The following is a 21,826-nucleotide window of genomic DNA, read 5'->3' as shown; positions in this document are numbered from 1 at the left end:
CCAAAATGGTATATGTCCTTTATGTCGCAATAATAGTATATATCATTGGTTAGTCAAAATCAATGGAGGAATACAAATGAAAAAAATCACAATAGATTTGGGAAATGCAAATTACAAAATATTATTAGAAGGAAAAAGAATAATAGATAACTCTAATGTTCAAGAGGTAGCAGAAGGAACATTTGGAGCATTTATGGTAGATGAAAAACATTACATATTTGGAGAGGTTGCAAAAGCTAAAAGGAGCACTAATAAAATTTGTAGAACTAAAAGAGCTTTACTTGGCAGAGCATTATATCCATTAGTTGAAGATAAAGAAAAGATAGAGGTAGTAACTTTATTACCACTAAGTTTATATGTGAACCAAGAAAATAAAAGCAAATATTCAGAGTTGCTAAAAGGAAAATATGTAGTTACCAATCCGAATGGAGCAAAGAAGTCATTTACAATATCTAATGTAAAAGTTAGAGCAGAAAGCTTTAGTTCATTAGCCACAGAACCTTCTCTTTTAAAAGAGCCAATATACCTAATAGACTTAGGTGGAGTAGATGTAAGTGGATGTTTTGTAAATAAAACACCAGATATAGGAAAATCATTTACACAAGAGAAAGGAATGAACATCTTCTACGGTGAACTTGGTAAGGTATTAACTTCTAAGTTATTAGAAACATATTTAGATAAAGATGCAGAATTAGTATTTAATAAATACGATAATTTATCAGAAGATTTAAAATCAATAATAGATGATTTTGCAAAATCATTTATTAAGGAAAATATATATACACCTTTGAAAGAAATTGGTTATCGTGAACTAATCCATAAACTTGTATTTACTGGTGGAGGTTCTAAAGCATTAGAGAGATATTTATTAGAAGATAGCAATGCTACAGTTCTTCAAAATGCATTATGGTCAAATGTTGAAGGTGCAGAAGTATTAAGTAGAAGGACAAGTAAATAGGAGGACTGGGAAATGTATATCAAACTAAAAATAGAAGATGAATTATTAAAAGCATTAGAAACTGATGCAGAAGAATATGTAAGGACTTGTACACAACAAGCGATGTACATCATAAAGTCACATTATAAGAATAAAAATAATAAGAACTTGATAATACAAGAAAGTTCCTCAAATCTAAATATAGATACTGATATGAAAAAAGAGAAACTTTTTAAAGATGAAATAGAAAAAGAGTTTTTAGAAGTATCAAATATAGAAAAAGAAGAATTAGAAAGTAATATTAGTAGTGACGAGTTCATAGGTGAAGAAATATATAACTTTTAGAAAAGGCAGGAATTTCTGCCTTTTTTGCGTTCAGAAAAAAGTAAAAGAATTTTTTACTTTCGAATTTGGCATTCCGTTATGTATCTTATGTATACAAGATATTTAAATGAAAGGTGTACAAATAGGATGAATTTAAGGAGATAAGAAGGATAGTGGAAATAAAAAGAATAACTAAACAAGTAGTAAAATTAAATAAAGACTTAGAAAGGGGATATAATTTTATATCTAATGAAAAGTTGATAGGAAGATGTCTTGATACTATAGAGCTAGATGAATCATTATTCACACATTATTATGCAACATGGTCTGGAGCAACTGGAGAAGTATTTGCAACAGAGGACTTTATAAAAGTTGAATTTGAACATGATATAGAGATTATAGAAAGAAAAATAGTATTAGATGGTGTAGATTATGTATTTTATTTAGCATCTGCAAGTGATTTAAAGAAATCAAGTGCAATATTTATAAAAGAAAGTTTAGCAGATACTTTAGGTAAGGAACTTATTAAAGATGCTACTGGAGATATAGTATCAAGAATTGAAGGAATGGATGTAGTAATTAATAAAATACAAGCATATATATCTTTTATGTTCTCTGGAGCAACTAAAACTAATATAGAGCCTAAAGTGGTGGTTATAGAAGAACCACAATATAAATATACGGGACTGCATACGGTTTTAGAGAGTGTAGAAACCTTAGAGTTCAAAGAAGAAACAATAGAAACTACTTTAAGTGCATTTGATGGACAAGGTGTTATGTCTTTAGGATTAGCAGAAAGAATAAGACAAGAGTTAAATTCCAAGAGAGAAGATAACAAACAATTAGATTATATAAATTGGATTACATTCAGATTATTTATTATAGGTGGTAAAGGGATGTGTATTGCAATTGATATAAAAGAGCAACTGGAAAAAGTATGGATGCAATTTGGAGATTCTGCAGGACTTAAGAAAATAGATGATAAGTTATATATTAAAGATATATATGGTGATTGGCATGATGTAGAATCTATTGATATGATTCTAAATGAATCACAAACTAAGTTAATAAAATACTTTAATTCTAATGAAGATATAGAGGATGCAAAAAATCAAGTACCAGATGATTTTAAAAGTATTGTTAATAGCTTATATATATGTAAACATAATGAAAATACATTAAGAGCAGACAGAACAAGGATGAACTATCAATTTTTACAAGCATTAGCAATAACATCTAATGATATTATTGAACTTACTAAGAATGATAAAGGAATGTTGGAACAAGCCTTAACAGATATAGATAGTATGTTAATAGTGAACAATTTAGCAGAAATACAAAAGGATGAAGAAGATGATACGACTACAACTAATTCATTTAATTTAGCATTAGATTTAGTTAAGTATGATGAATCATTTTTAAAGGATAAGACAGTACTAGAGCAGATAAGAAGATTATATATGTCTAAAATAAAGAAACTATCTTATGGTAGAGTATTTATGAATGACATGGCATATAGATTATGCGTACAAGACCCACAACCATATATGAATTTTATAGCCACTAGAGATATGGAAACTGCGAGAACTGTAGAATGTCTACAAGCAGGGGAATATAGTGTAGTTGATAGACCAGATGGACAAAGAACAGTTATCGGGAGAAATCCATTATCGAGTCATCAAGAGATGATAAAATTTGAAAATACAAGAAATGAGTATATAGAGAGTTTAGGATATGAATGTGATAGTATTATAGTTTTTAATGGTTATGATGCTACACCAAGCAGAATGTCTGGAATGGACTTTGATGGCGATACTTGTGCAGTTATAGTAGATGATACTATTTATAATTCAGTTATAGAACTAGATACACCATTATTCTTTAATACATTTGATGGACAGAAAGTTGAAAATAAATATTCAAAAGAAAATATTATAGCAATAACTAAAGTTACTGCAGGAGATAAAATAGGCTCATTGGCTTTAGGTAATGCAGGATTGATGAACAGAATTAATGAAGTTCCTTTTTACGATACTAGAACAAATGAATTATTATATTTAGATGATATATATGCAAAAGAGCAAGAGGAAGTTTTAAGAACTTGGGATATGGAAAGTAATATAAATAACTTAGTTTGGAATAGAATAAACAAACTAGAGTTAGATGGAACTATTGTAAATGGAATATTCAATATGAATAATAAGCAAATGAAAGAGTATCTAGAGGACAGACATGCTGAATTTAGATATGAACAATATTTGGTTTTATATGCACAACAATGTGCAATAGATGCGTCTAAAACTGGTGTAGATGTTCCCGATAACATTAAACAAGAAATAAAGAAAATATCTGAAAGACCATATTTCATATGTTTTACTGCAGATAATAGAAGGTTTGATAAATATAGAAATACTGTATTAGATGCATATGCAAGATATACATTTAATGAATTTAACCAAAGGAGAATGCACCTATTAGATGAAATAGATGTGGCACTTGGTGAAGATGTAACAAAAGATAAATCTTTTAAGAATACTAATGTAATAAGAGGTTTATTTAAAAGAGCATCTGTAGATGCAAATGAAGATAAGGTTAAAGAATTACTTTATTACATTAAACCTAGGCTTGATGAATATAGTAAAAACAGACAAGAATTAAGACACCATAAAGATAATAAAGGTTATTACTATACTGCACATGAAAAATATTCAAGGGAAATGAGAATGTTCTTAAAAGAATATTATGATAACTGTAAAAACAATGTAAATGGATTCACATTAGAGGATTTAACAAGAGCCATATATATATTAGATAAACCATCTAAATATATATTAGAGTTCATGCCAGAACTTTTAATATACAATGTAGCAAAGTTAAATGATAGAAGAAAAACATTTGAAGTAGGTAATATAAATTATGGTGGTAAAGTTATTACTTTAGGAAATAAAGTATATACAGTAGTTTACAAAGATATAGCCATAGGTGAACTAGAAAGAAATGTACAACCACATAGTCTACAAGTTATGAAGAAAAGAAAATTGGATATGGGAAGTTTATTAGAAATGAAAGCTACATATGGTATAGATTATGATTTAACAGAAAGGTATACTTTAGTAAGAAAACTTGAAAATAGATATTTATTTAAAGTTATAGATTCATCTGGAACAGTAATAGATGAAGTTAGATTAACACAAGGTTCAAAAGAATTTACAGAAGATATAAATGAACTAAAGATAGTTGTAGAATCTCATAAAACAACAAGTAAAAATAAAAAATATGACACATGGTATGTTGAAAGAAGTATCCAATAATGGGTACTTCTTTTTTACAATAATTTCCGGTTTAAAGTTTTTACAAATCCAGAAATCACTCCGTTATGTATCTATGAAGATGTGGTATAAAGTAAGAACTTTATACAAGCCATCTCCATATTATAGGAACTGAAGGAGAGATTGATAATGTCAAGGTGTAATAGAAAGGTTATAATTAGAAGTAGTGGTAAAGAAATGGATAAAACAGTTCTGTACTCTTTATTTTATGACATGATAGAAAAAGACTTAGAAAAGGATATAAAAAAATCAAGGAGGAATGAACATGAGAAAGAAAACAATATGTCTACTAAGAGTTAGTACAAATATGCAAGAAACTGTTGCACAAAGAACTGAAATTGAAAGGTATGTAAAAGAACATAATATTTTTATAGATGAATTTATTGAAGAAGATGGAGTTAGTGGATTCAAAACACGATTAGAAAATAGAAAAGGCTTAATGAAAATTAAGGAAATGGCAGAAAATGAAGAGATTGATACTCTAATAGTTTTTAATTCAGATAGAATAGGTCGTAGAATGGAAATGGCAGGATTTGTATCATTCTTGGATGAATGTGGGGTTAAGATATTATCTGTTACAGAAGGTTATTTAAATCAAGGAGAAGATACAGATGATTTATTAAATGCTATTAAATTCTGGAACTCAAATTATGAATCTAAAAAAACATCTAAGAGAGTAAAAGCAGGTAAAAGAGCAAAGGCTTTAAAAGGTGAATTTCTTGGTGGTGTACCTAATTTTGGATATAGATTAGGAGATAAAAGATTAGTAATAGATGAAGAGGAATCAAAAGTAGTTCAATTATTATTTGATGCTTATATAAAATATGGTACATCTGCAGTTTTAGAATTATTTACAGAAAAGGGAATTAAAAAAAGAGGTCAAGAATGGACTAATACAAAGGTAAATAAAACCTTAAAAAATACAATCTATATAGGTAAAAAACCATTAAACAATGGAATTGAGTTGCCACAAGATGAAAGTCTAAGAATTGTATCAGATGAAGTATTTAATAAAGCACAACAATTATTAAAAGCTAGGAGAGTATCACGAAATTCTGAAAAGAAATTTACAAATACAACAGATGCACTTTTAGAAGGTCTGGTATATCATGAGTGTGCAGATGGAAAGATAAGAAAACTTCATGTAGACTATAACAGAAATAATAGTGGATATAAACTATTATATAGATGCAGTCATTGCAAAAGTGTAGCAACTAGTACTACGAAAAAAGTTCAGAAATCATACGGTGGAAAATCTGTAAATGAAAAGATAGAAAAAGAAGTTATTAATATTATGGAAAATATAAAATATCAAGATGTTGTTGAAAGTTTTTTACAAGAACGACAATCTGATATTCAATCTATAGAAAAAGAAATAAGATACCAAAATGATTTACTTACTAAGAAAAATAAAGTATTAAATAATGCTTACTTAGAGTTAGAAAAAATATTTATGGAAGAAAGTTGTTTAAGTAAAGAAAGTGTAAATAACATGATAGTTAACTCACAAAAAGATATAGTCAATATTAAGCAAGAAATTAATAATTTAGAAGAAAAGATATTAACAATAAAAAGTGAGGAAATAAACGAATTTTATAAAAATGGAAAATATAAAGAATTTAGAAGAATATATAACAGTGCAACTTTTATAGAAAAGAAAATGTTACTTCAACAAGCTATAGATAAGGTTATATATTTTGAAGATAGGATAGAAATATATCTTAACATGAGAGAGAAAATGATAAATGAAGGAAATGAAGAGATACAAGAGGTTATCTTGTAATAATAACAGACGTGTGATATGGTAGATATACCATATAATTTTTTAACTCTATTAAGGTGGTATTTCATATCACACGTCAAAGTTGATGGAATTCCTTTTAACAAAGTTTTAGACAATATAAATGAAACAAGTAAAGTAGTAAGAACACCTACAATTATTAGCAATGTAATAGATATAGCAGTAATGCTACTAGATATAAAATTGCTACTAATAACTGAGCTAAAGAAAATGGTTGATATGGCTATTAAAGTAGGGAATCGTCCATTACAAGGAACAAAGTTATTAGTAATTATAGCAATTAACCTCTCTCTTGGAGAGTCAATTATTCTACAACCAATAACACCAGCAGCATTGCAACCAAATCCCATACACATAGTTAAACATTGCTTTCCGTGACAACAAGCTTTTTTAAATAAATGATCAAGATTAAAAGCTACTCTAGGAAGATACCCTAAATCTTCTAGTAATGTAAATAAAGGGAAAAATATAGCCATAGGAGGTAGCATTACTGATACAACCCAAGCTAAGGTTCTATACATGCCATAAGTTAACATTTCGTTTAACAATAGGGGCAAACCAATACTATTTAAAAAAGCATAAATTTTTGGTTCTATGGAAAATAAGACATCAGATATTATGGAGGAAGGTACATTGGAACCTTCTATGGTAATCCAAAGTACTCCACAAAGTAGAAGTAGCATAAGAGGAATGCCAAAGACCTTAGATGATACAATCTTATCGATTTTTTCATCTCTGTCCATAGCGTTTTTATCTGCAATTGTTACAACCTCATCACTTATAACCTTTGCATAGTCATAAGTAGTCTTTGTAAAGTGACTTCTTATTTTACTTTTATCAAAAATATCGGGAATTTTACTTTTAACATTATTTAAATCATCTAAAATATTATTTTCAGTGTAATCATTTAAAGAAGTTAAAATACTTTCGTCTCCATCAATTAATCTAAGGCCCAACCATCTAGGATTAATGGATGGAATAATATTATACAGATCTTCCTTAATAGAGCTTACTATTTTTTCGATTTCGTCATCATAATATACTGGCTTATTTTTAAATTTATATTCTCCTTTTACTACTGAATTGAGAGTTTCCTTAAGGTCATCCATACCTAGGCCACTTCTAGCTGCAGTTAAAACTACAGGAATACCAAGCTTAGCTTCTAATTTGTCCTTGTCAATCTTGATGCCTTTTTTCTTTGCTTCATCTAATAAATTCAAGCATAAAATTACATTGTCTGTAAGTTCCATTACTTGAAAAACAAGATTTAGATTCCTTTCAATACAAGTACTATCACAAACAACAATAACAGCGTCAGGATTTCCAAAGCAAATAAAATCACGAGCTACTATTTCCTCTTGTGATAGAGGAAACAAAGAATAAGTACCAGGTAAATCTATAAGAGAGTAGTTAACATCCTTATAAGAAAAATCCCCCCTGGCTGTACAAACAGTTTTACCAGGCCAATTGCCTGTATGCTGTTTTAATCCAGTTAAATAATTAAAAACAGTACTTTTACCTGTATTTGGATTGCCAGCTAGGGCAATCATGATTTCATTATCTTTTTTTTCTATATGAAAAATATCTTCTAAAGATTTTATTTTAGTAGATTGTTGTGTCAAACCCATAATGCTATCCCCCTAAAATAATTAATTGTTAAATATAAGATACTAAAATTAAATTACTCTCTTCTTTACGCAAAGCAATCTTACTGCCACGGATGTTATAAACTGTTAAATTATTTTTTGGACCCTTTCTAAGAACATCTATTTCAGCTCCTTCAGTTAAACCTAAAGCTAGCATTCTTTCCTTTAAATTTCCTGTAGAAAGTAACCCTTCTACTTTAACAGTATTTTTTATTTGAATGTCTGTAAGTTTTTTCATAATGCACCTCCATTATTTATAATTAAGAAAAGTCATTACCTAAGATGATTCTAAAACATAGCAATTTTTCACTACAAAGGTAGCGATGATAACTGGCCTTAGCCAATAAATTAAGCAAATATGTGTTGTTAAACTTAGTTTTAGCTTAAGCTAACATTCTTAATTTAAATTATGCACCTTGTTCAAAAATTGTTCAAAAAATATAGTAATATTTAAAACTTATTATAAATATACAATTATAGGAGGGGTTTTTGTGAGTAAAAGAGAGGATTATTACACTTTTAATGAATATATGAAAAACAATAAATTGACACCTAGTGAAGAGGATTATATTGAGATGATTTATAGATTAAATCTTGAAAATGATAAGGTGCAAGTTAAAGATATCTCTAAAAAACTCAATATTAAACCACCCTCTGTAACAAAAATGATAAAAAAATTAAATGATAAGAACATGTTGATTTATAAAAAATATGATAGTATTGAACTAACTTCTTTGGGGGAAAGTGTAGGAGCAAAACTACTAAGTAGGCATAATACCATAAAAGAATTTTTAACTATTCTTGGTATAAACGAATCTATTCATGAGGAAACAGAAACTATAGAACATACAATAAATGTTGAAACGTTGATAAAAATTGAAGAGTTAATAAACTTTTTTAGAAGTAATGAAGATGTTTTAAGTAAACTTAAATCGTATCAAGAAGAAAATAAAAATTGAAGGGTGATATCATGAAATTAGAAGATCTTTTAAAAGATATAGAAATAATTTTGTTATCAGGCCCAAAAGACGTGGAAATAAAAGGGCTAGAATATGATTCACGAAACGTAAAAGAAGGGGATTTGTTAGTTTGTATTAATGGAGCTAATGTTAATGGTCATAAATTCATTGAAAGTGCAAAGGCAAAGGGAGCAGTAGCCTTTGTAATTGAAGAAGATGTACAAAAAGATGATAATTTAACTTATATAAAGGTAAGAAGTACAAATGAAGTTATATCTACTTTAGGAAGAAATTTCTACAAAAATCCAAGTGAAAAAATTCAATTAATAGGTATAACAGGTACTAATGGAAAGACAAGTGTGGCATCTTTTTTGAAAGACATACTTAGTCAAGATGAAAAATGCGGATTTATTGGAACCATAGGCATTTTTGATGGAAAAAATAATTATTTAAATAAAAATACAACACCAAACAATATTGAAATACAAAGAAGTCTGAATAATATGATAAATAATGATTGTAAATATTGTACTATGGAAGTTTCTTCTCATGCCCTTGCGCTGAAAAGAGTAGAAAATATGAAATACAAAATAGGTATATTTACAAACTTGACAGAAGATCATCTAGATTTCCATAAAACATTTGAAAATTATAGAAAAGCAAAGGAATCCTTATTTTATATGACTACAAGTGCAAATATTATTAATATAGATGATATTAATGGAAGAATAATATTAGATAATATTAAAACTTTGGGAGTACCTTATTATACTTATGGTATAAACTATGATGCTACTTTTAGAGCTAAGGATGTAAAACTTTATGAAGACAAGACAGTATTTACTTTGCATGGTCCCAATAATTTTCAAAGAGAAGTAGCTTTAAATATGGTGGGACAATTTACAGTTTACAATTGTCTTGCTGCTATTTGTGCTTGTTATATATTAAATATGGATGTGGATGAAATAGTAAATAGAATAAGTATACTAAAAGGTGTAAATGGAAGATTTGAAAAAGTGGAAAATAACAAAAATATTCACGTATTTGTAGATTATGCACACACGCCTGATGCCTTAGATAATGTACTAAATAGTATAAAAGCTTTTGCAAGAAAAAGAATAATCACAGTTTTTGGATGCGGAGGTAATAGAGAAAAAGAAAAAAGACCTCTTATGGGTAAAATTGCACAAGAGTACTCAGATATTGCTATAATAACTTCAGATAATCCAAGATATGAAGAACCAAATGAAATAATAAAAGATATATTAATAGGTATAAATAAGGAAAAAGAAAATTATGTTGTTATAGTAGATAGAAAAGATGCTATTAAAGAAGCAATTAGCAGGGCAAAAGAAGGAGATGTAGTACTTATTGCAGGTAAAGGTCATGAAAACTATCAAATAATTAAAGATGAAATAGTAGAATTTGATGATAAACTAGTAGCAAAAGAGATTTTAGACAGCTTGGGTGAATAATATAAATTACTTAATATATAAATAGTCTAAATAGAGTTGTTGATTTATTTAATTAGTTAAATAAAAAGATGCTTAAGTCCATATTATGGATCTAAGCATCTTTTATTTTTAATCACTTTACCTGATCATTATTGTTGACACAGCATAATAGTGAATTTTTATAAAAATTATTTTGTCTCTAACAATTTACATAGGGTTTTATTTGTTTGAAACCATTTAGTAGCAAATTCCTTAAATATATGTTCATTTTTACTAAGTCGTCTATTTTTTAATTGGGCTAAAAATATATTTGCTGAAAAAGAATTTTGTAAATGACAAATATGTATGCTATTATCAATATTTTTTTTGTAAGATAAAGCAACATTATAAGGAAGTAAGGTAATACCTATATTTTCACAAACTAAAGCTAAAAGTGTTTTTGTTTGAGAGTCTATATATAAAGTGTTTGGAAAATAATTAAGGTTACCCCAAGTATTTAAAAATACATTATGTAAATAATAATCACCATTGACGCAAACATATTTTTCCTTAGCAGTATCAAAAATGTCTACAGAGGATCTCATTGATAAAGGATGTTTCTTTGATGTTACAAGAACCAACTCATCATCAACTATTTTATTAAGGTTTAAAATGTTTTTATGTTCATAATGGTAATTAATAAACCCTAAATTTACCACAGAACCACTAATGTATTCTATTATTTTACTGTTAGATCTTTCGATTAAATCTACTTGAATATTAGGATATTCTTTTTGGAAATCCCCAATAAGAGATGCTATACCGTATTCAACCATTGTGTCTATAACACCAATGGAGATAGAGCTACTCTCTTCACAAGCGTATTTTTTCATATCTAATAAAATATTTTTGTAATCTGCCATAGATTTGTGTGCAAACTTGTAGAACTCTTCTCCTGCATCAGTGAGTTTTATACTTCTATGTTGTCTATTAAACAACTCAACTCCAAGTTCTTTTTCTAAAGATTTTATATGTTTTGAAATGGAAGACTGAGAAATATATAATTCTTGTGATGCTAGGGTAAAATGATTATACTTTACTATGGCTAAAAAAGACTTTATTTGTTCAAAATTCATAAAAATCCCCCTAACCTTAACCTATACAATATATTATAACAGATAAATTTCCTAAAAAGTGATATACTAGATTTAACTTAAAAGTTTTTGGAGGCATAAAAATTGAATAGTTCAGTAAAAAAATTAACAGAAGCAGCCATATTATCATCTACTTTCATGGTAATTACAATGATTGCTCTTTCAACTGGTTTGGGATATGGACTGTATTTAGATTTTGGAGTGCCAATTATATTTGCACTAATATATTTCAGATGTGAATTCAAATACACATTAATGTGTGGCATTAGTAGTGTAACTTTAATATTACTTGTGCTTGGGAACTTTGCTGCTGCAATATTAGTAAGCCAAAGTTTCCTTTTAGGTATTTTATGCGGCTATTTAATTGCAAAATCATCAGATATTTTTGATGATTTATTTTTAGGTTCTATAGTTGGTGTTATTTTTATGATATTAGTGGATATTTATGCTAGAAATATTATAGGATATAGCTTTATGGAAGAGTTCCAAGGATACATAGACTACTTTAATGGCAATCCAGCAATAGTTGAAAATATGTCTAAGTTATTGCCATTTGTTAATATCAATTTACAAGTTATTTATTATTTATTTATAGCTGTATTTCCTTTTGGAATGGTATTTTCTATATATTTTGTATCAATTATGTTTGCTAAAAAGCTTAGAATACTAAATGAAAATGGTAAAAGAAAATATTTTATGATGAGATCCATAAGAAATTATAGTAATTTTATGTGTATGAAAAAAGAATATTTTTATTATGCTTTAGGATATGTTGCATTAGTCAGTTTATTGAGATATTCTAATATACAAATTAACAATGTTTATTTAAATACTATAATAACTTGCGTAGAGTATTTATCATTATATTTTATATTTAGAGACGCTAATATATTAATAGGAAATTATATAAACATTAAATATAAGAAAAAAAGTTTGAGTTTATTATACTTTGCTATTACAATAGTTTCCTTTTTCAGTGTGTTTAAAGTTGCATTTTTAGTTTATGTAATTGTGGCAATATTTATGGACAAGAAATTTAATTTAAGAGAAAAGCAGAAATATATTGTGGATAGTCATACAGAAAAATTGATGATTAAGTACAAAATATAAGATTTATTTTCTTTATAAAATAAAAAATATTTAATATATGTTTAATATATGTTGAAAATAAGGGAAAGTAGTGTTATAATTTTATCATAATTTGAATATGAAATAGATCTATGAAGATCAAAAAAAGCCATGAAGGTTAATATACTTTCGTGGCTTTTTTTGTCAAAGATTGCGAATTATAGGGAAAAATGAAGGATTATAGGGAAAACAAATACTGGGGGGCTAAAGAAAATGAAATTAAAGAAAAATATTGCTAAGCTATTATCAATGGTATTATTAGTAGGTGCATTAGCCGGATGTTCTAATTCATCTAATTCAGGATCAGACTCAAGTTCTAAATCTGGTGTGGAACAAAGGAAAAAAAATAATGAGTTAGTAGTTGCTGTTGGAGCAGAACCAGAAGCTGGATTTGACTCCGTAACAGGAGGGCATGGATCTATAACTAAGGTGTTCTTCTCAACATTAATGAAAAGAGACAAAGAGCTTGGATGGGAAAATGATTTAGCAACTGATTATAAAATATCAAAGGATAAGTTAACTTGGACAGTTAAAATAAGAGATGATGCTAAGTTTACTGACGGGAAACCTGTAACAGCTCAGGATGTTGCATTTACATATGAAACAACTAAGAAAAGTTCTACAGAAATAGATTTAACAATGATAAAGGAAGTAAAAGCTAAAGATGATACAACTGTTGAATTCAAATTAGAAAGACCAATGTCAACATTTGTAGAGAAATTAGGTGCTTGTGGTATAGTTCCTAAACATGCTTATAATGACTCATTTAAAGATAATCCAATAGGATCTGGACCATACAAATTTGTACAATGGGACAAAGGGCAACAAGTTATAGCAGAAGCTAATTCAGATTATTATGGTGACAAACCAAGTATAAAAAAATTAACTATGGTATTTTTAGAAACTGATGCTGCTTATGCTGCTGTAAAATCAGGTGATGTTGATATGGCAACAATAAATGGAGATCTTGCTAAAGAAAAAGTTGAAGGTACTAAAATTTTAGATATACCAAGTATAGAAACTTACGGTGTTGAATTCCCAATGGTTGCAAATACTGGTAAGAAAACTGAAACTGGTTATGAAATAGGAAACAATGTTACAAGTGACGAAGCAATAAGAAAAGCGTTTAATACAGCTGTTGATAGACAAGGAATGGTTGATGGTGTTTTAAATGGATATGGTTCAGTATCTACAACTGGTCTTGAAAAAATGCCTTGGTTAAATAAAGAAACAGTTCTTGAAGAATCTGACTACAACAATATCCAAGAAGCTAAAAAAATATTGAAAGACGGCGGATGGAAAGATAGTGACAATGATGGAATATTAGAAAAAGATAAAACTAAAGCATCTTTTAAAATATTATATACTCCAGGAAACTATAGACAGGCATTAGGACTAGAATTACAAAAGACAGCTAAAGAATTAGGTATAGAAATAACTTTAGAAGAAAGAACTTGGGATACTATATTAAAAGACATACATAAAGAAGCTGTATTATTTGGATGGGGTTCAGGAGATCCATCAGAACTTTACAACTTATATTATGGTAAAGCTGCAAATACACCAGTTGAGTGGGATAATGCAGGATTCTATGATAATAAAACTGTAAATAAATATATAGACAAAGCTTTAAATAGTGAAGATGAAAAAGAAGCTCTACCTTACTGGCAAAAAGCTCAATTTGATGGAAAAACTGGTGCTTGTGCAAAAGGTGATGCTCCATACTGTTGGTTAGTTAATGCAAATCACGTTTACATAGTAAGTGAAGGATTTGATATAGGCAAACCAGTTGTTCAACCTCATGGTGGAAGAATTTTCGACAATGTTACAGAATGGGCATGGAAATAAGACAAAATAAGCTATAATATATTATGAGGACATTCTTATTTAGGGTGTCCTCACATTTGAATTATAAGAAATACAAAAAAGGGGAGTTTATTGGATGAAAAATAGCAAAAGTATAGGAGTATTCCTATCTAAAAAAATAATAAGACTAATTACCTTATTAGTTGCCCTTTGTATAATTACATTTGTATTAATGGAGCTATCTCCAATAGACCCAGTTACAGCTTATGTGGGAGCTAGTACAAAAGTAAGTGCGGCACAAAGAGAATTAATTGCAGAGCATTGGGGGTTAAATCAGCCACCAGTTGAAAGATTTATGTGTTGGTTTAAGTCTATAGTGGGGGGAGACTGGGGAACTTCACTAATATACAGAAGACCAGTTTTAGAGATTATAGGACAAAAATTTAAAGCATCTTTATATTTAATGATTATAGCCTGGGTTATTTCCGGTATTTTAGGTTTTGTAATGGGAATAATCAGTGGTAGCAATGAAAATAAAGTAATAGATAAAATAATACGTGGGTATTGTTATATTGTTATATCAACACCAACATTTTGGCTAGGTATTTTATTTATTATGGTATTTTCTGTTTCTCTAGGATGGTTTCCAGTAGCCCTGGGAGTTCCAATAGGTGTAAGTACGGCAGATGTAACCTTTATGGACTTACTCAGTCATATGATACTTCCTGCAATCACTTTAAGTCTTATAGGTGTTTCTAATATTTGTTTGCACACAAGGGAGAAAGTAATAGAAGTTATGAATAGTGATTATATTTTATTTGCAAAAGCTCGTGGAGAAAGTAAAAAAAGTATAATTTTTAATCACGTAATAAAAAATGTTTCCCTTCCTGCCATTACATTACAGTTTCTATCATTTAGTGAATTATTTGCAGGAACCATATTTGCAGAACAAGTATTCTCATATCCAGGACTTGGCCAGGCCACAGTTTCAGCAGGTCTTAAGGGAGATTTGCCTCTTTTAATGGGAATAGTAATTATAAGTTGTATTTTTGTTTATAGTGGAAATGTAATAGCAGACTTACTATATAGAGTTATAGATCCAAGAATTAAAGGAGGGGAAGTAGCATAATGAGTCAGATAAATAGCACTGTAAATAGAAAATCTTCATCCTTTGAATTTGGAATTAGAGAAAAAACTATACTATCCCTGGGAATATTTTTAGCATTTTTTATAGCTATCTTAGTTACAGGAAGCGTTATTGATCCGGATAAGTTTAGTATAGATTTAATTAATAAAAACCAGGCACCGTCTCTAACTCATATATTTGGTACAGACTGGATAGGGCGCGATATGCTCTTTAGAACATTAAAAGGTCTTAGTATAAGTATGAAAATAGGAGTTTTATCTTCAATTATAAGTGGAATAATTGCTGTAATACTGGGAATAATCGGACCAACTTGTGGTAAAAAAGTAGACTTAGTTATAACTTGGTTTATAGATTTGGTTTTATCAGTTCCTCATACTTTGATAATAATATTAATTTCTATGGCAGCAGGTGGAGGACTAAAGGGAATAGTACTTGGAGTATCCTTAACTCACTGGACTTCACTTACTAGAATAATTAGAGCAGAAGTTATGCAAGTAAAAGAATCTGAATATACAAAGATTGCAAAGAATTTTGGAAAATCAAATTTATATATAGCTAAAAATCATATTTTACCTCATGTAATACCACAGCTTTTAGTTGGAATTGTATTAATTTTCCCTCATGCTATCTTACATGAAGCATCAGTTACTTTCTTAGGATTTGGTTTACAATCACATGAACCAGCCATAGGAATAATTTTATCAGAAGCCATGAAATACCTAACTAGCGGAAAATGGTGGTTAGCATTTTTCCCAGGATTATCTTTAGTTTTAGTTTCTATGATGGTAGATAATATGGGTAAAAAAATAGGGAAATTAATTAATCCTAAAACAGCTTATAACTAGGAGGTAGCTATGAAGAAGGAGCCAATTTTAAGTGTTAGAAATTTGGAGATTTGTTTTAGCCAATATACAAAGGGATTAAATAGAATAGATTCAAAGGCTATAAATAATTTAGATATAGATTTGTACAAAGGCGAAATATTAGCAGTTGTTGGGTCTAGTGGTTCAGGTAAAAGTTTACTTGCTCACTCAATTCTTGGAATACTACCAAGTAATGCAGTGACAAGAGGAGAGATAACTTATAAAAATGAATTATTAGACGAAAAAAGAAAAGAAAAACTTAGAGGAAAAGAAATTGTATTTATTCCTCAATCAGTAAATTATTTAGATCCACTGATGGAAGTGGGAAAACAAGTTAAGATTTCCATAAAAGATAAAAAGAAAAGTAATAGTATACTTAGAAATGTTTTTAAAAAATATAGTTTAGAAGAAAAAGTAGAAAAATATTATCCTTTCCAACTATCAGGTGGAATGGCAAGAAAGGTTCTTTTATCAAGTGCTTTAGTTAGTGACTGTGAGGTAATAATAGCAGACGAACCAACACCAGGCTTAGATGAAAAATCTTTAAATGAAGTCTTAAAAGATTTTAGGGATTTGGCTGACAGTGGATGTGCACTACTTATAATTACCCATGATATATCTGCTGCTCTAAAAATTGCAGATAGGGTGGCGATTTTTTATGGAGGAACTACTCTGGAAATAGCAAAAGCAGAAGACTTCAAAAACGGTGGAGAAAATTTAAGACATCCATACACAAAGGCACTGTTTAATGCACTGCCAAATAATAGTTTCACACCAATAAAAGGTAGTCAACCACTAGCCAGTGAACTACCTGTAGGATGTTTATTTTATGATAGATGTGAAAAAAGAACACCTGATTGTGAAAACATAAAACCTGAAATGAAAGAAATAAGAGATGGAAAGGTGAGATGTTTATATGCTACTTAAAGCTGAAAATATTAACTTTAAATATAGAGGAGATAAATATATATTAAAAGATATAAATTTATCTGTAAAAAACAATGAAATAGTTGGTATAGTAGCTCCAAGTGGATTTGGAAAGACTACTTTTGCTAAGATTTTGGCTGGATATATTAAACCAGATAAGGGAGAGGTTGTTTTAGAAGGTTGTGAGAAAAAGAAAAATACTTTCAACCCTATACAATTAATTTTCCAACATCCAGAAAAATCAGTAAATCCAAAATGGAAAATGAAAAAAATTTTAAATGAAGCTTACGAACCAAGTGATGAAATGATAGAATCCATGGGGATTAAGAAAGAATGGTTAAATAGATGGCCAAGTGAACTTTCTGGTGGAGAGTTACAAAGATTTTGCGTTCTTAGAGCACTTAGTCCTGAAACTAAGTTTCTTATAGCTGATGAGATGACTACTATGCTAGATGCCATAACTCAGGCTCAAATTTGGAATGTGGTTATTGATTATTGCAAGAAAAACAGTATTGGGCTTATTGTTATTAGTCATGATAAAGACTTGGTTAATATTGTTTGTGATAGAGTTATTAACTTAAAAGGCAATAAAAAAGAAGAGTTAGTTGAAAAAATTGTATAAAGTATAAGATAAGACTGTCTATTTTATGATTAAAATATTATAAATTAGGCAGTTTTTTTACTTATTTCATGTCTTAGTATGAGATAAAATATATTAAAAATATAAAAAATTTTACAAATAGTAACATATTTCTGTTTTAATTCATAAAATATATTGCACTAACTATAATAAGTAGGTGATTTAATGAGTGATACACCAAGTGCAATGAGTTCAATACCCTTTATGTTTGAAAAAAATATAGGACAGCATAAAAATGAGTCAAAGTTTGTTCTTAGAAATAGTAAAAATTCAATATATTTTTTAGAATCTGAAATAGTATTGTCTATAATGAAATTTAAAGAAGATAATAAAGAGAAATCTTATAAATATAAATTTGATACTAAAGAAAATATGTCTCAAAGAGAATTTGAAGTAAACTTATTAAAAATGAAGTTAGAAAACTCTAATAAAGACCCAGAAATAATAGGATTAAATGAGTTTGATTGTAAAATAAATTACTTTAAAGGAAAAGATAAGACTGATTGGAAAACAGGTATACCAGTTTATGAAAAGTTACTTTACAAAGAAGTTTATCCAGGAATAGATTTGGTATACTATGGAAATGAAGGTACACTAGAGTATGACTTTGTTGTAAGCCCAAATGGAGACTTTAGTAAAATAAAGCTAAATTTTGATGGTGCAGACAAAGTACAGTTAGATGAAGATGGAAACCTCATAGTAGAAATAAATGAAAGTACAATAAAAATGTTAAAGCCTAAAGTTTATCAACAGGTAAATGACAAAAAAATAGATTTAGAAAACAGCTTTGTTGTTGATGGAGATAATATAAGATTTGATATACCTAATTATGATAAAAGTAAAGTTTTAGTAATAGACCCACCTCTTTTATATGGAAGTTATTTAGGAGGAAATAATGAAGATGCTGGATATAAAGTAGCAGTAGACTCAAAAGAAAATGCATATATAACAGGATGGACTTATTCAACAGAAGAATTTCCACTACAAAATCCTTATCAAGGAACAATAAAAGGTTATTGCGATGCATTTTTAATCAAAATAGATACAAAAGCAAGTGGAAGTGCAAGTTTAAAATATGCAACCTATCTAGGAGGAAATAATAGTGACTATGGGTATTCAGTAGCAGTAGATGGAAGGGAAAATGCATATATAGTTGGAGAAACTAGTTCAACAGAGCAATTTCCATTAAAAAATGCCTATCAAGTAACTGGTAACGAAAATTCCAATGGATTTTTAATCAAGCTAGATACAAGAGCAACTGGAGATGCAAGTTTAAAATATGGAACCTATTTAGGAGGAAATAACTATACTGTTGGTTATGGAGTAGCAGTAGATACAAGTGAAAATGCATATATAGCAGGTTATACTGGTTCAACAGAGCAATTTCCGTTGAAAAATGCATACCAGGCAAGTTTAATCGGCTCTACAGATGCATTTTTAATAAAAATAAATACAAGAGCAATTGGAAGTGCAAGTTTAAAATATGGAACTTATCTAGGAGGAAATAAATATACCCAAGGATATGGTGTAGCCATAGATGAAAAAGCTAATGCATATATAACTGGATACACTAGTTCAACAGAGCAATTTCCACTACGAAATCCATATCAAGAGATATTAAATGGATATAGTGATGCATTTTTAATTAAGTTAGACACAACAATAAGTGGAGATGAAGGTTTAAGATATGGAACTTACCTAGGAGGAAACGATAGTGAAGTAGGATATTCAGTAGCAGTTGACTTAAATGAAAATGCATATATAACAGGACGTACCAGTTCAACAGAGCAATTTCCATTAAAAAATGCATACCAAGAAACTTTAAATAGTTATTCTAATGCATTTTTGATCAAAATAGATACAAAAGAAGTTAGATTAGAAGTATCAAAAGCAAATGAAAAATCACCTTTCAAATTAAGTTCACAGCAATTTGGTCCATCTAGTCTAAAATACGGAACCTATCTAGGAGGAAGTTATTCATCTTTAGGATACTCAGTAGCAGTAGACTCTGGTGAAAATGCATATATAGTAGGTATTACAGCTCCATCAGATGATTTTCCACTTAAATATGCATATCAAGAGAGTATTGATGGTGACTATGGTGCATTTTTATTAAAGATAAATACAAAACTAATTAAAAGTGAAAGCCTAAAATATGGAACTTACCTAGGAGGAAATAGTTCCACTTATGGAGGCGGAGTAGCAGTAGATGAAAAAGCTAATGCATATATAACAGGAGAAACTTTTTCAGGACAAATCCCTCAATTAAAAAGTGTATCAGGCGGTTTTCCACTAAAAAATGCATATCAAGAGACTTTAAAAGGACAAAGTGATGGATTTTTAATAAAATTAAATACTTTAGTATGTGACTTAAAATTAGAAAAATCTACTTGCAAATGCAATCCTTGTACAGGAGAAAAAATATCATACACATTAAAAATTACAAATAATGGTCCAGATGAATCTACTAATATAGTAATAAATGACATACTTCCAAGTGGTCTAAAAGTAGAGTCTTTTATTTGTACAACAGGAACTATAGGAAAATTAGGAGATAAGCTTGTTTGGAAAATACCAAAACTAGAAGTAAATCAAATTGAAACAGCCATGATAGTAGTAATAATTGATAAAACTATACTTTGTCAAGAAGGTAAAAAAGGTGAATATGTGTTAAATACTGTTACTTTAACATGTGATAATACTATAATAAATCCTTACAATACAATAGACACAGATATAATATATATAAATTGTAATTGTGTATAAGAATAATATAAAATCAATTACAGTATTTCTATATATAATATAAAAGATGTTAAAAGAGACTGTATCTTTATTTTTTAAGGTACAGTCTCCTTATATTTTTATGTATTGAAGGGTAAATTATAAATGAAAATAACCTTGTTACATAAGAATGAAAATAGGAGGAAATGCAATGATACAAAAACTTAAAAATATCACAGTAGTTTTTTTAGCTTTAGCACTAATAATGAGTAATATGGGAAGTTTAGCTTATTCTTTTGGTCAAACAAACATAGCAAAAGATAATATTACTACAGATTATAGACCTGACAAAGTAATGGAACTAAGAGTCACTATGAAAAATTCTGATTGTATAAAATTACAATGGAAAAATGTAGAAGGTGCTAGTGGATATAGAATTTACAGATCAACTATGAAAAATGGATTTTATAGAAAAATTGATGAAGTATGTGGCAAAACTACATGCTATATAGATAAAGAACTGGACAGTGGAACAAATTATTACTATAAAGTTAGGGCTTTCAAAAAAATAGATGACAAAATATGCTTAGGATTGTCATCAGATATACTAGACACTACAACTTGTCCACCAGTTGTAACAAATTTACATGCCAATTGCATATCTAATTGTTTTGTAGAGCTAAATTGGCAAACTGTATACAAATCTTCTGGATATGAAGTTTATAGAGCAAGTGGTGAAAGTGGAAACTTTACAAAAGTAGCAACACTTACAGACAATGGAAGAAGCTGCTATAAAGACAAAAACTTAAAAAGTAGAAAAAAATATTACTATAAAGTAAGAGCATTTAAAGAATTAAACGGTCAAGTATGCTTTGGAGATTTTTCAGATGTTTTAACTATATGTACGGAGAAATAATATACTCACATAAAACAGCACCTATTATAGGTGCTATTTTTACGTGACAAAATAACTATTTTATAGTGAGGAGTGAATTTCCAAGTACTTAT

General features: G+C 28.8%; 18 protein-coding genes. 15 read left to right on the top strand and 3 right to left on the bottom strand.

The genetic code is table 11. The features are described from left to right. Positions 1–76: 76 nt before the first annotated feature. From JW646_RS02215 to JW646_RS02195, 5 genes are all read left to right on the top strand, one after another. Positions 77–958, top strand: coding sequence for a ParM/StbA family protein (locus JW646_RS02215; protein WP_228416420.1), 882 nt, complete (start codon positions 77–79; stop codon positions 956–958). A 12-nt stretch (positions 959–970) separates the two neighbouring features. Next, a complete protein-coding gene (locus JW646_RS02210; RefSeq protein WP_228416419.1) occupies positions 971–1,282 on the top strand; it encodes a hypothetical protein in 312 nt (103 codons plus the stop codon). Between the two features lie 152 nt (positions 1,283–1,434). Beyond that, positions 1,435–4,572, top strand: coding sequence for an RNA dependent RNA polymerase (locus JW646_RS02205; RefSeq protein ID WP_228416418.1), 3,138 nt, complete (start codon positions 1,435–1,437; stop codon positions 4,570–4,572). Between the two features lie 147 nt (positions 4,573–4,719). Further along, the gene (locus tag JW646_RS02200) at positions 4,720–4,890 is read left to right on the top strand and encodes a hypothetical protein (protein ID WP_228416417.1); all 171 of its coding nucleotides are present in this window, start codon (positions 4,720–4,722) and stop codon (positions 4,888–4,890) included. Beyond that, positions 4,856–6,373 (top strand): recombinase family protein, encoded by a 1,518-nt coding sequence (locus tag JW646_RS02195; protein WP_228416416.1) that lies wholly within the window; start codon positions 4,856–4,858, stop codon positions 6,371–6,373. Before JW646_RS02200 ends, JW646_RS02195 begins: the two co-directional genes overlap by 35 nt. Here JW646_RS02195 and feoB read toward each other — a convergent pair. Both feoB and JW646_RS02185 read right to left on the bottom strand, forming a co-directional pair. Beyond that, positions 6,259–8,019 carry a ferrous iron transport protein B gene (gene feoB, locus JW646_RS02190; RefSeq protein WP_228416415.1) on the bottom strand — a complete coding sequence of 587 codons (1,761 nt, stop codon included), beginning with the start codon at positions 8,017–8,019 and terminating at the stop codon, positions 6,259–6,261. The two genes, JW646_RS02195 and feoB, sit on opposite strands and share 115 nt — an antisense overlap. Positions 8,020–8,047: 28 nt before the next feature. Then, positions 8,048–8,275 carry a FeoA family protein gene (locus JW646_RS02185; RefSeq protein ID WP_074918041.1) on the bottom strand — a complete coding sequence of 76 codons (228 nt, stop codon included), beginning with the start codon at positions 8,273–8,275 and terminating at the stop codon, positions 8,048–8,050. Between the two features lie 253 nt (positions 8,276–8,528). On the opposite strand from JW646_RS02185, the gene JW646_RS02180 reads away from it, so the two are divergent. Together JW646_RS02180 and JW646_RS02175 are read left to right on the top strand one after the other, a co-directional pair. Beyond that, the gene (locus tag JW646_RS02180; RefSeq protein WP_083399326.1) at positions 8,529–8,996 is read left to right on the top strand and encodes a metal-dependent transcriptional regulator; all 468 of its coding nucleotides are present in this window, start codon (positions 8,529–8,531) and stop codon (positions 8,994–8,996) included. Between the two features lie 11 nt (positions 8,997–9,007). Then, positions 9,008–10,471 (top strand): UDP-N-acetylmuramoyl-L-alanyl-D-glutamate--2,6-diaminopimelate ligase, encoded by a 1,464-nt coding sequence (locus JW646_RS02175; RefSeq protein WP_228416414.1) that lies wholly within the window; start codon positions 9,008–9,010, stop codon positions 10,469–10,471. Positions 10,472–10,638: 167 nt separating this feature from the next. Here JW646_RS02175 and JW646_RS02170 read toward each other — a convergent pair whose 3' ends face one another. Then, entirely contained in the window at positions 10,639–11,565 is a 927-nt protein-coding gene (locus tag JW646_RS02170; RefSeq protein ID WP_228416413.1) for a LysR family transcriptional regulator, read from the bottom strand. 102 nt (positions 11,566–11,667) lie between these two features. Here JW646_RS02170 and JW646_RS02165 point away from each other — a divergent pair, with 102 nt between their 5' ends. From JW646_RS02165 to JW646_RS02130, 8 genes are all read left to right on the top strand, one after another. Next, positions 11,668–12,693 carry a YybS family protein gene (locus JW646_RS02165; protein ID WP_228416412.1) on the top strand — a complete coding sequence of 342 codons (1,026 nt, stop codon included), beginning with the start codon at positions 11,668–11,670 and terminating at the stop codon, positions 12,691–12,693. A 231-nt stretch (positions 12,694–12,924) separates the two neighbouring features. Then, entirely contained in the window at positions 12,925–14,559 is a 1,635-nt protein-coding gene (locus JW646_RS02160) for an ABC transporter substrate-binding protein (RefSeq protein ID WP_228416411.1), read from the top strand. A 94-nt stretch (positions 14,560–14,653) separates the two neighbouring features. Further along, complete coding sequence (locus JW646_RS02155; protein ID WP_148557391.1) at positions 14,654–15,646, top strand: ABC transporter permease; 993 nt, start codon at positions 14,654–14,656, stop codon at positions 15,644–15,646. Next, the gene (locus JW646_RS02150) at positions 15,646–16,509 is read left to right on the top strand and encodes an ABC transporter permease (protein WP_228416410.1); all 864 of its coding nucleotides are present in this window, start codon (positions 15,646–15,648) and stop codon (positions 16,507–16,509) included. The genes JW646_RS02155 and JW646_RS02150 overlap by 1 nt, the downstream gene beginning before the upstream one ends. A gap of 9 nt (positions 16,510–16,518) precedes the next feature. Beyond that, positions 16,519–17,454, top strand: coding sequence for an ABC transporter ATP-binding protein (locus JW646_RS02145; RefSeq protein ID WP_074918029.1), 936 nt, complete (start codon positions 16,519–16,521; stop codon positions 17,452–17,454). Then, on the top strand, positions 17,444–18,076 hold the full coding sequence (locus tag JW646_RS02140; protein WP_228416409.1) for an ABC transporter ATP-binding protein: 633 nt from the start codon (positions 17,444–17,446) through the stop codon (positions 18,074–18,076). Before JW646_RS02145 ends, JW646_RS02140 begins: the two co-directional genes overlap by 11 nt. Positions 18,077–18,259: 183 nt before the next feature. Further along, entirely contained in the window at positions 18,260–20,860 is a 2,601-nt protein-coding gene (locus tag JW646_RS02135; protein ID WP_228416408.1) for a DUF7948 domain-containing protein, read from the top strand. 169 nt (positions 20,861–21,029) lie between these two features. After that, entirely contained in the window at positions 21,030–21,734 is a 705-nt protein-coding gene (locus JW646_RS02130; RefSeq protein WP_228416407.1) for a fibronectin type III domain-containing protein, read from the top strand. The last annotated feature ends 92 nt before the right edge of the window (positions 21,735–21,826 follow it).

It is taken from the genome of Terrisporobacter hibernicus (assembly GCF_020809405.1).
GTDB lineage: Bacteria > Bacillota > Clostridia > Peptostreptococcales > Peptostreptococcaceae > Terrisporobacter > Terrisporobacter petrolearius.
The sequence above is the reverse complement of the archived record's forward strand: the minus strand, read 5'-3'. Positions and strand labels throughout refer to the sequence as shown.

Excerpts from the sequence above, each read along its gene's own strand:
- JW646_RS02215 (WP_228416420.1), top strand. The coding sequence starts at position 77 with ATGAAAAAAATCACAATAGATTTGGGAAATGCAAATTACAAAATATTA.
- JW646_RS02210 (WP_228416419.1), top strand. The coding sequence starts at position 971 with ATGTATATCAAACTAAAAATAGAAGATGAATTATTAAAAGCATTAGAA.
- JW646_RS02200 (WP_228416417.1), top strand. The coding sequence starts at position 4,720 with ATGTCAAGGTGTAATAGAAAGGTTATAATTAGAAGTAGTGGTAAAGAA.
- JW646_RS02195 (WP_228416416.1), top strand. The coding sequence starts at position 4,856 with ATGAGAAAGAAAACAATATGTCTACTAAGAGTTAGTACAAATATGCAA.
- feoB (WP_228416415.1), bottom strand. The coding sequence starts at position 8,019 with ATGGGTTTGACACAACAATCTACTAAAATAAAATCTTTAGAAGATATT.
- JW646_RS02185 (WP_074918041.1), bottom strand. The coding sequence starts at position 8,275 with ATGAAAAAACTTACAGACATTCAAATAAAAAATACTGTTAAAGTAGAA.
- JW646_RS02175 (WP_228416414.1), top strand. The coding sequence starts at position 9,008 with ATGAAATTAGAAGATCTTTTAAAAGATATAGAAATAATTTTGTTATCA.
- JW646_RS02170 (WP_228416413.1), bottom strand. The coding sequence starts at position 11,565 with ATGAATTTTGAACAAATAAAGTCTTTTTTAGCCATAGTAAAGTATAAT.
- JW646_RS02160 (WP_228416411.1), top strand. The coding sequence starts at position 12,925 with ATGAAATTAAAGAAAAATATTGCTAAGCTATTATCAATGGTATTATTA.
- JW646_RS02155 (WP_148557391.1), top strand. The coding sequence starts at position 14,654 with ATGAAAAATAGCAAAAGTATAGGAGTATTCCTATCTAAAAAAATAATA.
- JW646_RS02150 (WP_228416410.1), top strand. The coding sequence starts at position 15,646 with ATGAGTCAGATAAATAGCACTGTAAATAGAAAATCTTCATCCTTTGAA.
- JW646_RS02145 (WP_074918029.1), top strand. The coding sequence starts at position 16,519 with ATGAAGAAGGAGCCAATTTTAAGTGTTAGAAATTTGGAGATTTGTTTT.
- JW646_RS02140 (WP_228416409.1), top strand. The coding sequence starts at position 17,444 with ATGCTACTTAAAGCTGAAAATATTAACTTTAAATATAGAGGAGATAAA.
- JW646_RS02135 (WP_228416408.1), top strand. The coding sequence starts at position 18,260 with ATGAGTGATACACCAAGTGCAATGAGTTCAATACCCTTTATGTTTGAA.
- JW646_RS02130 (WP_228416407.1), top strand. The coding sequence starts at position 21,030 with ATGATACAAAAACTTAAAAATATCACAGTAGTTTTTTTAGCTTTAGCA.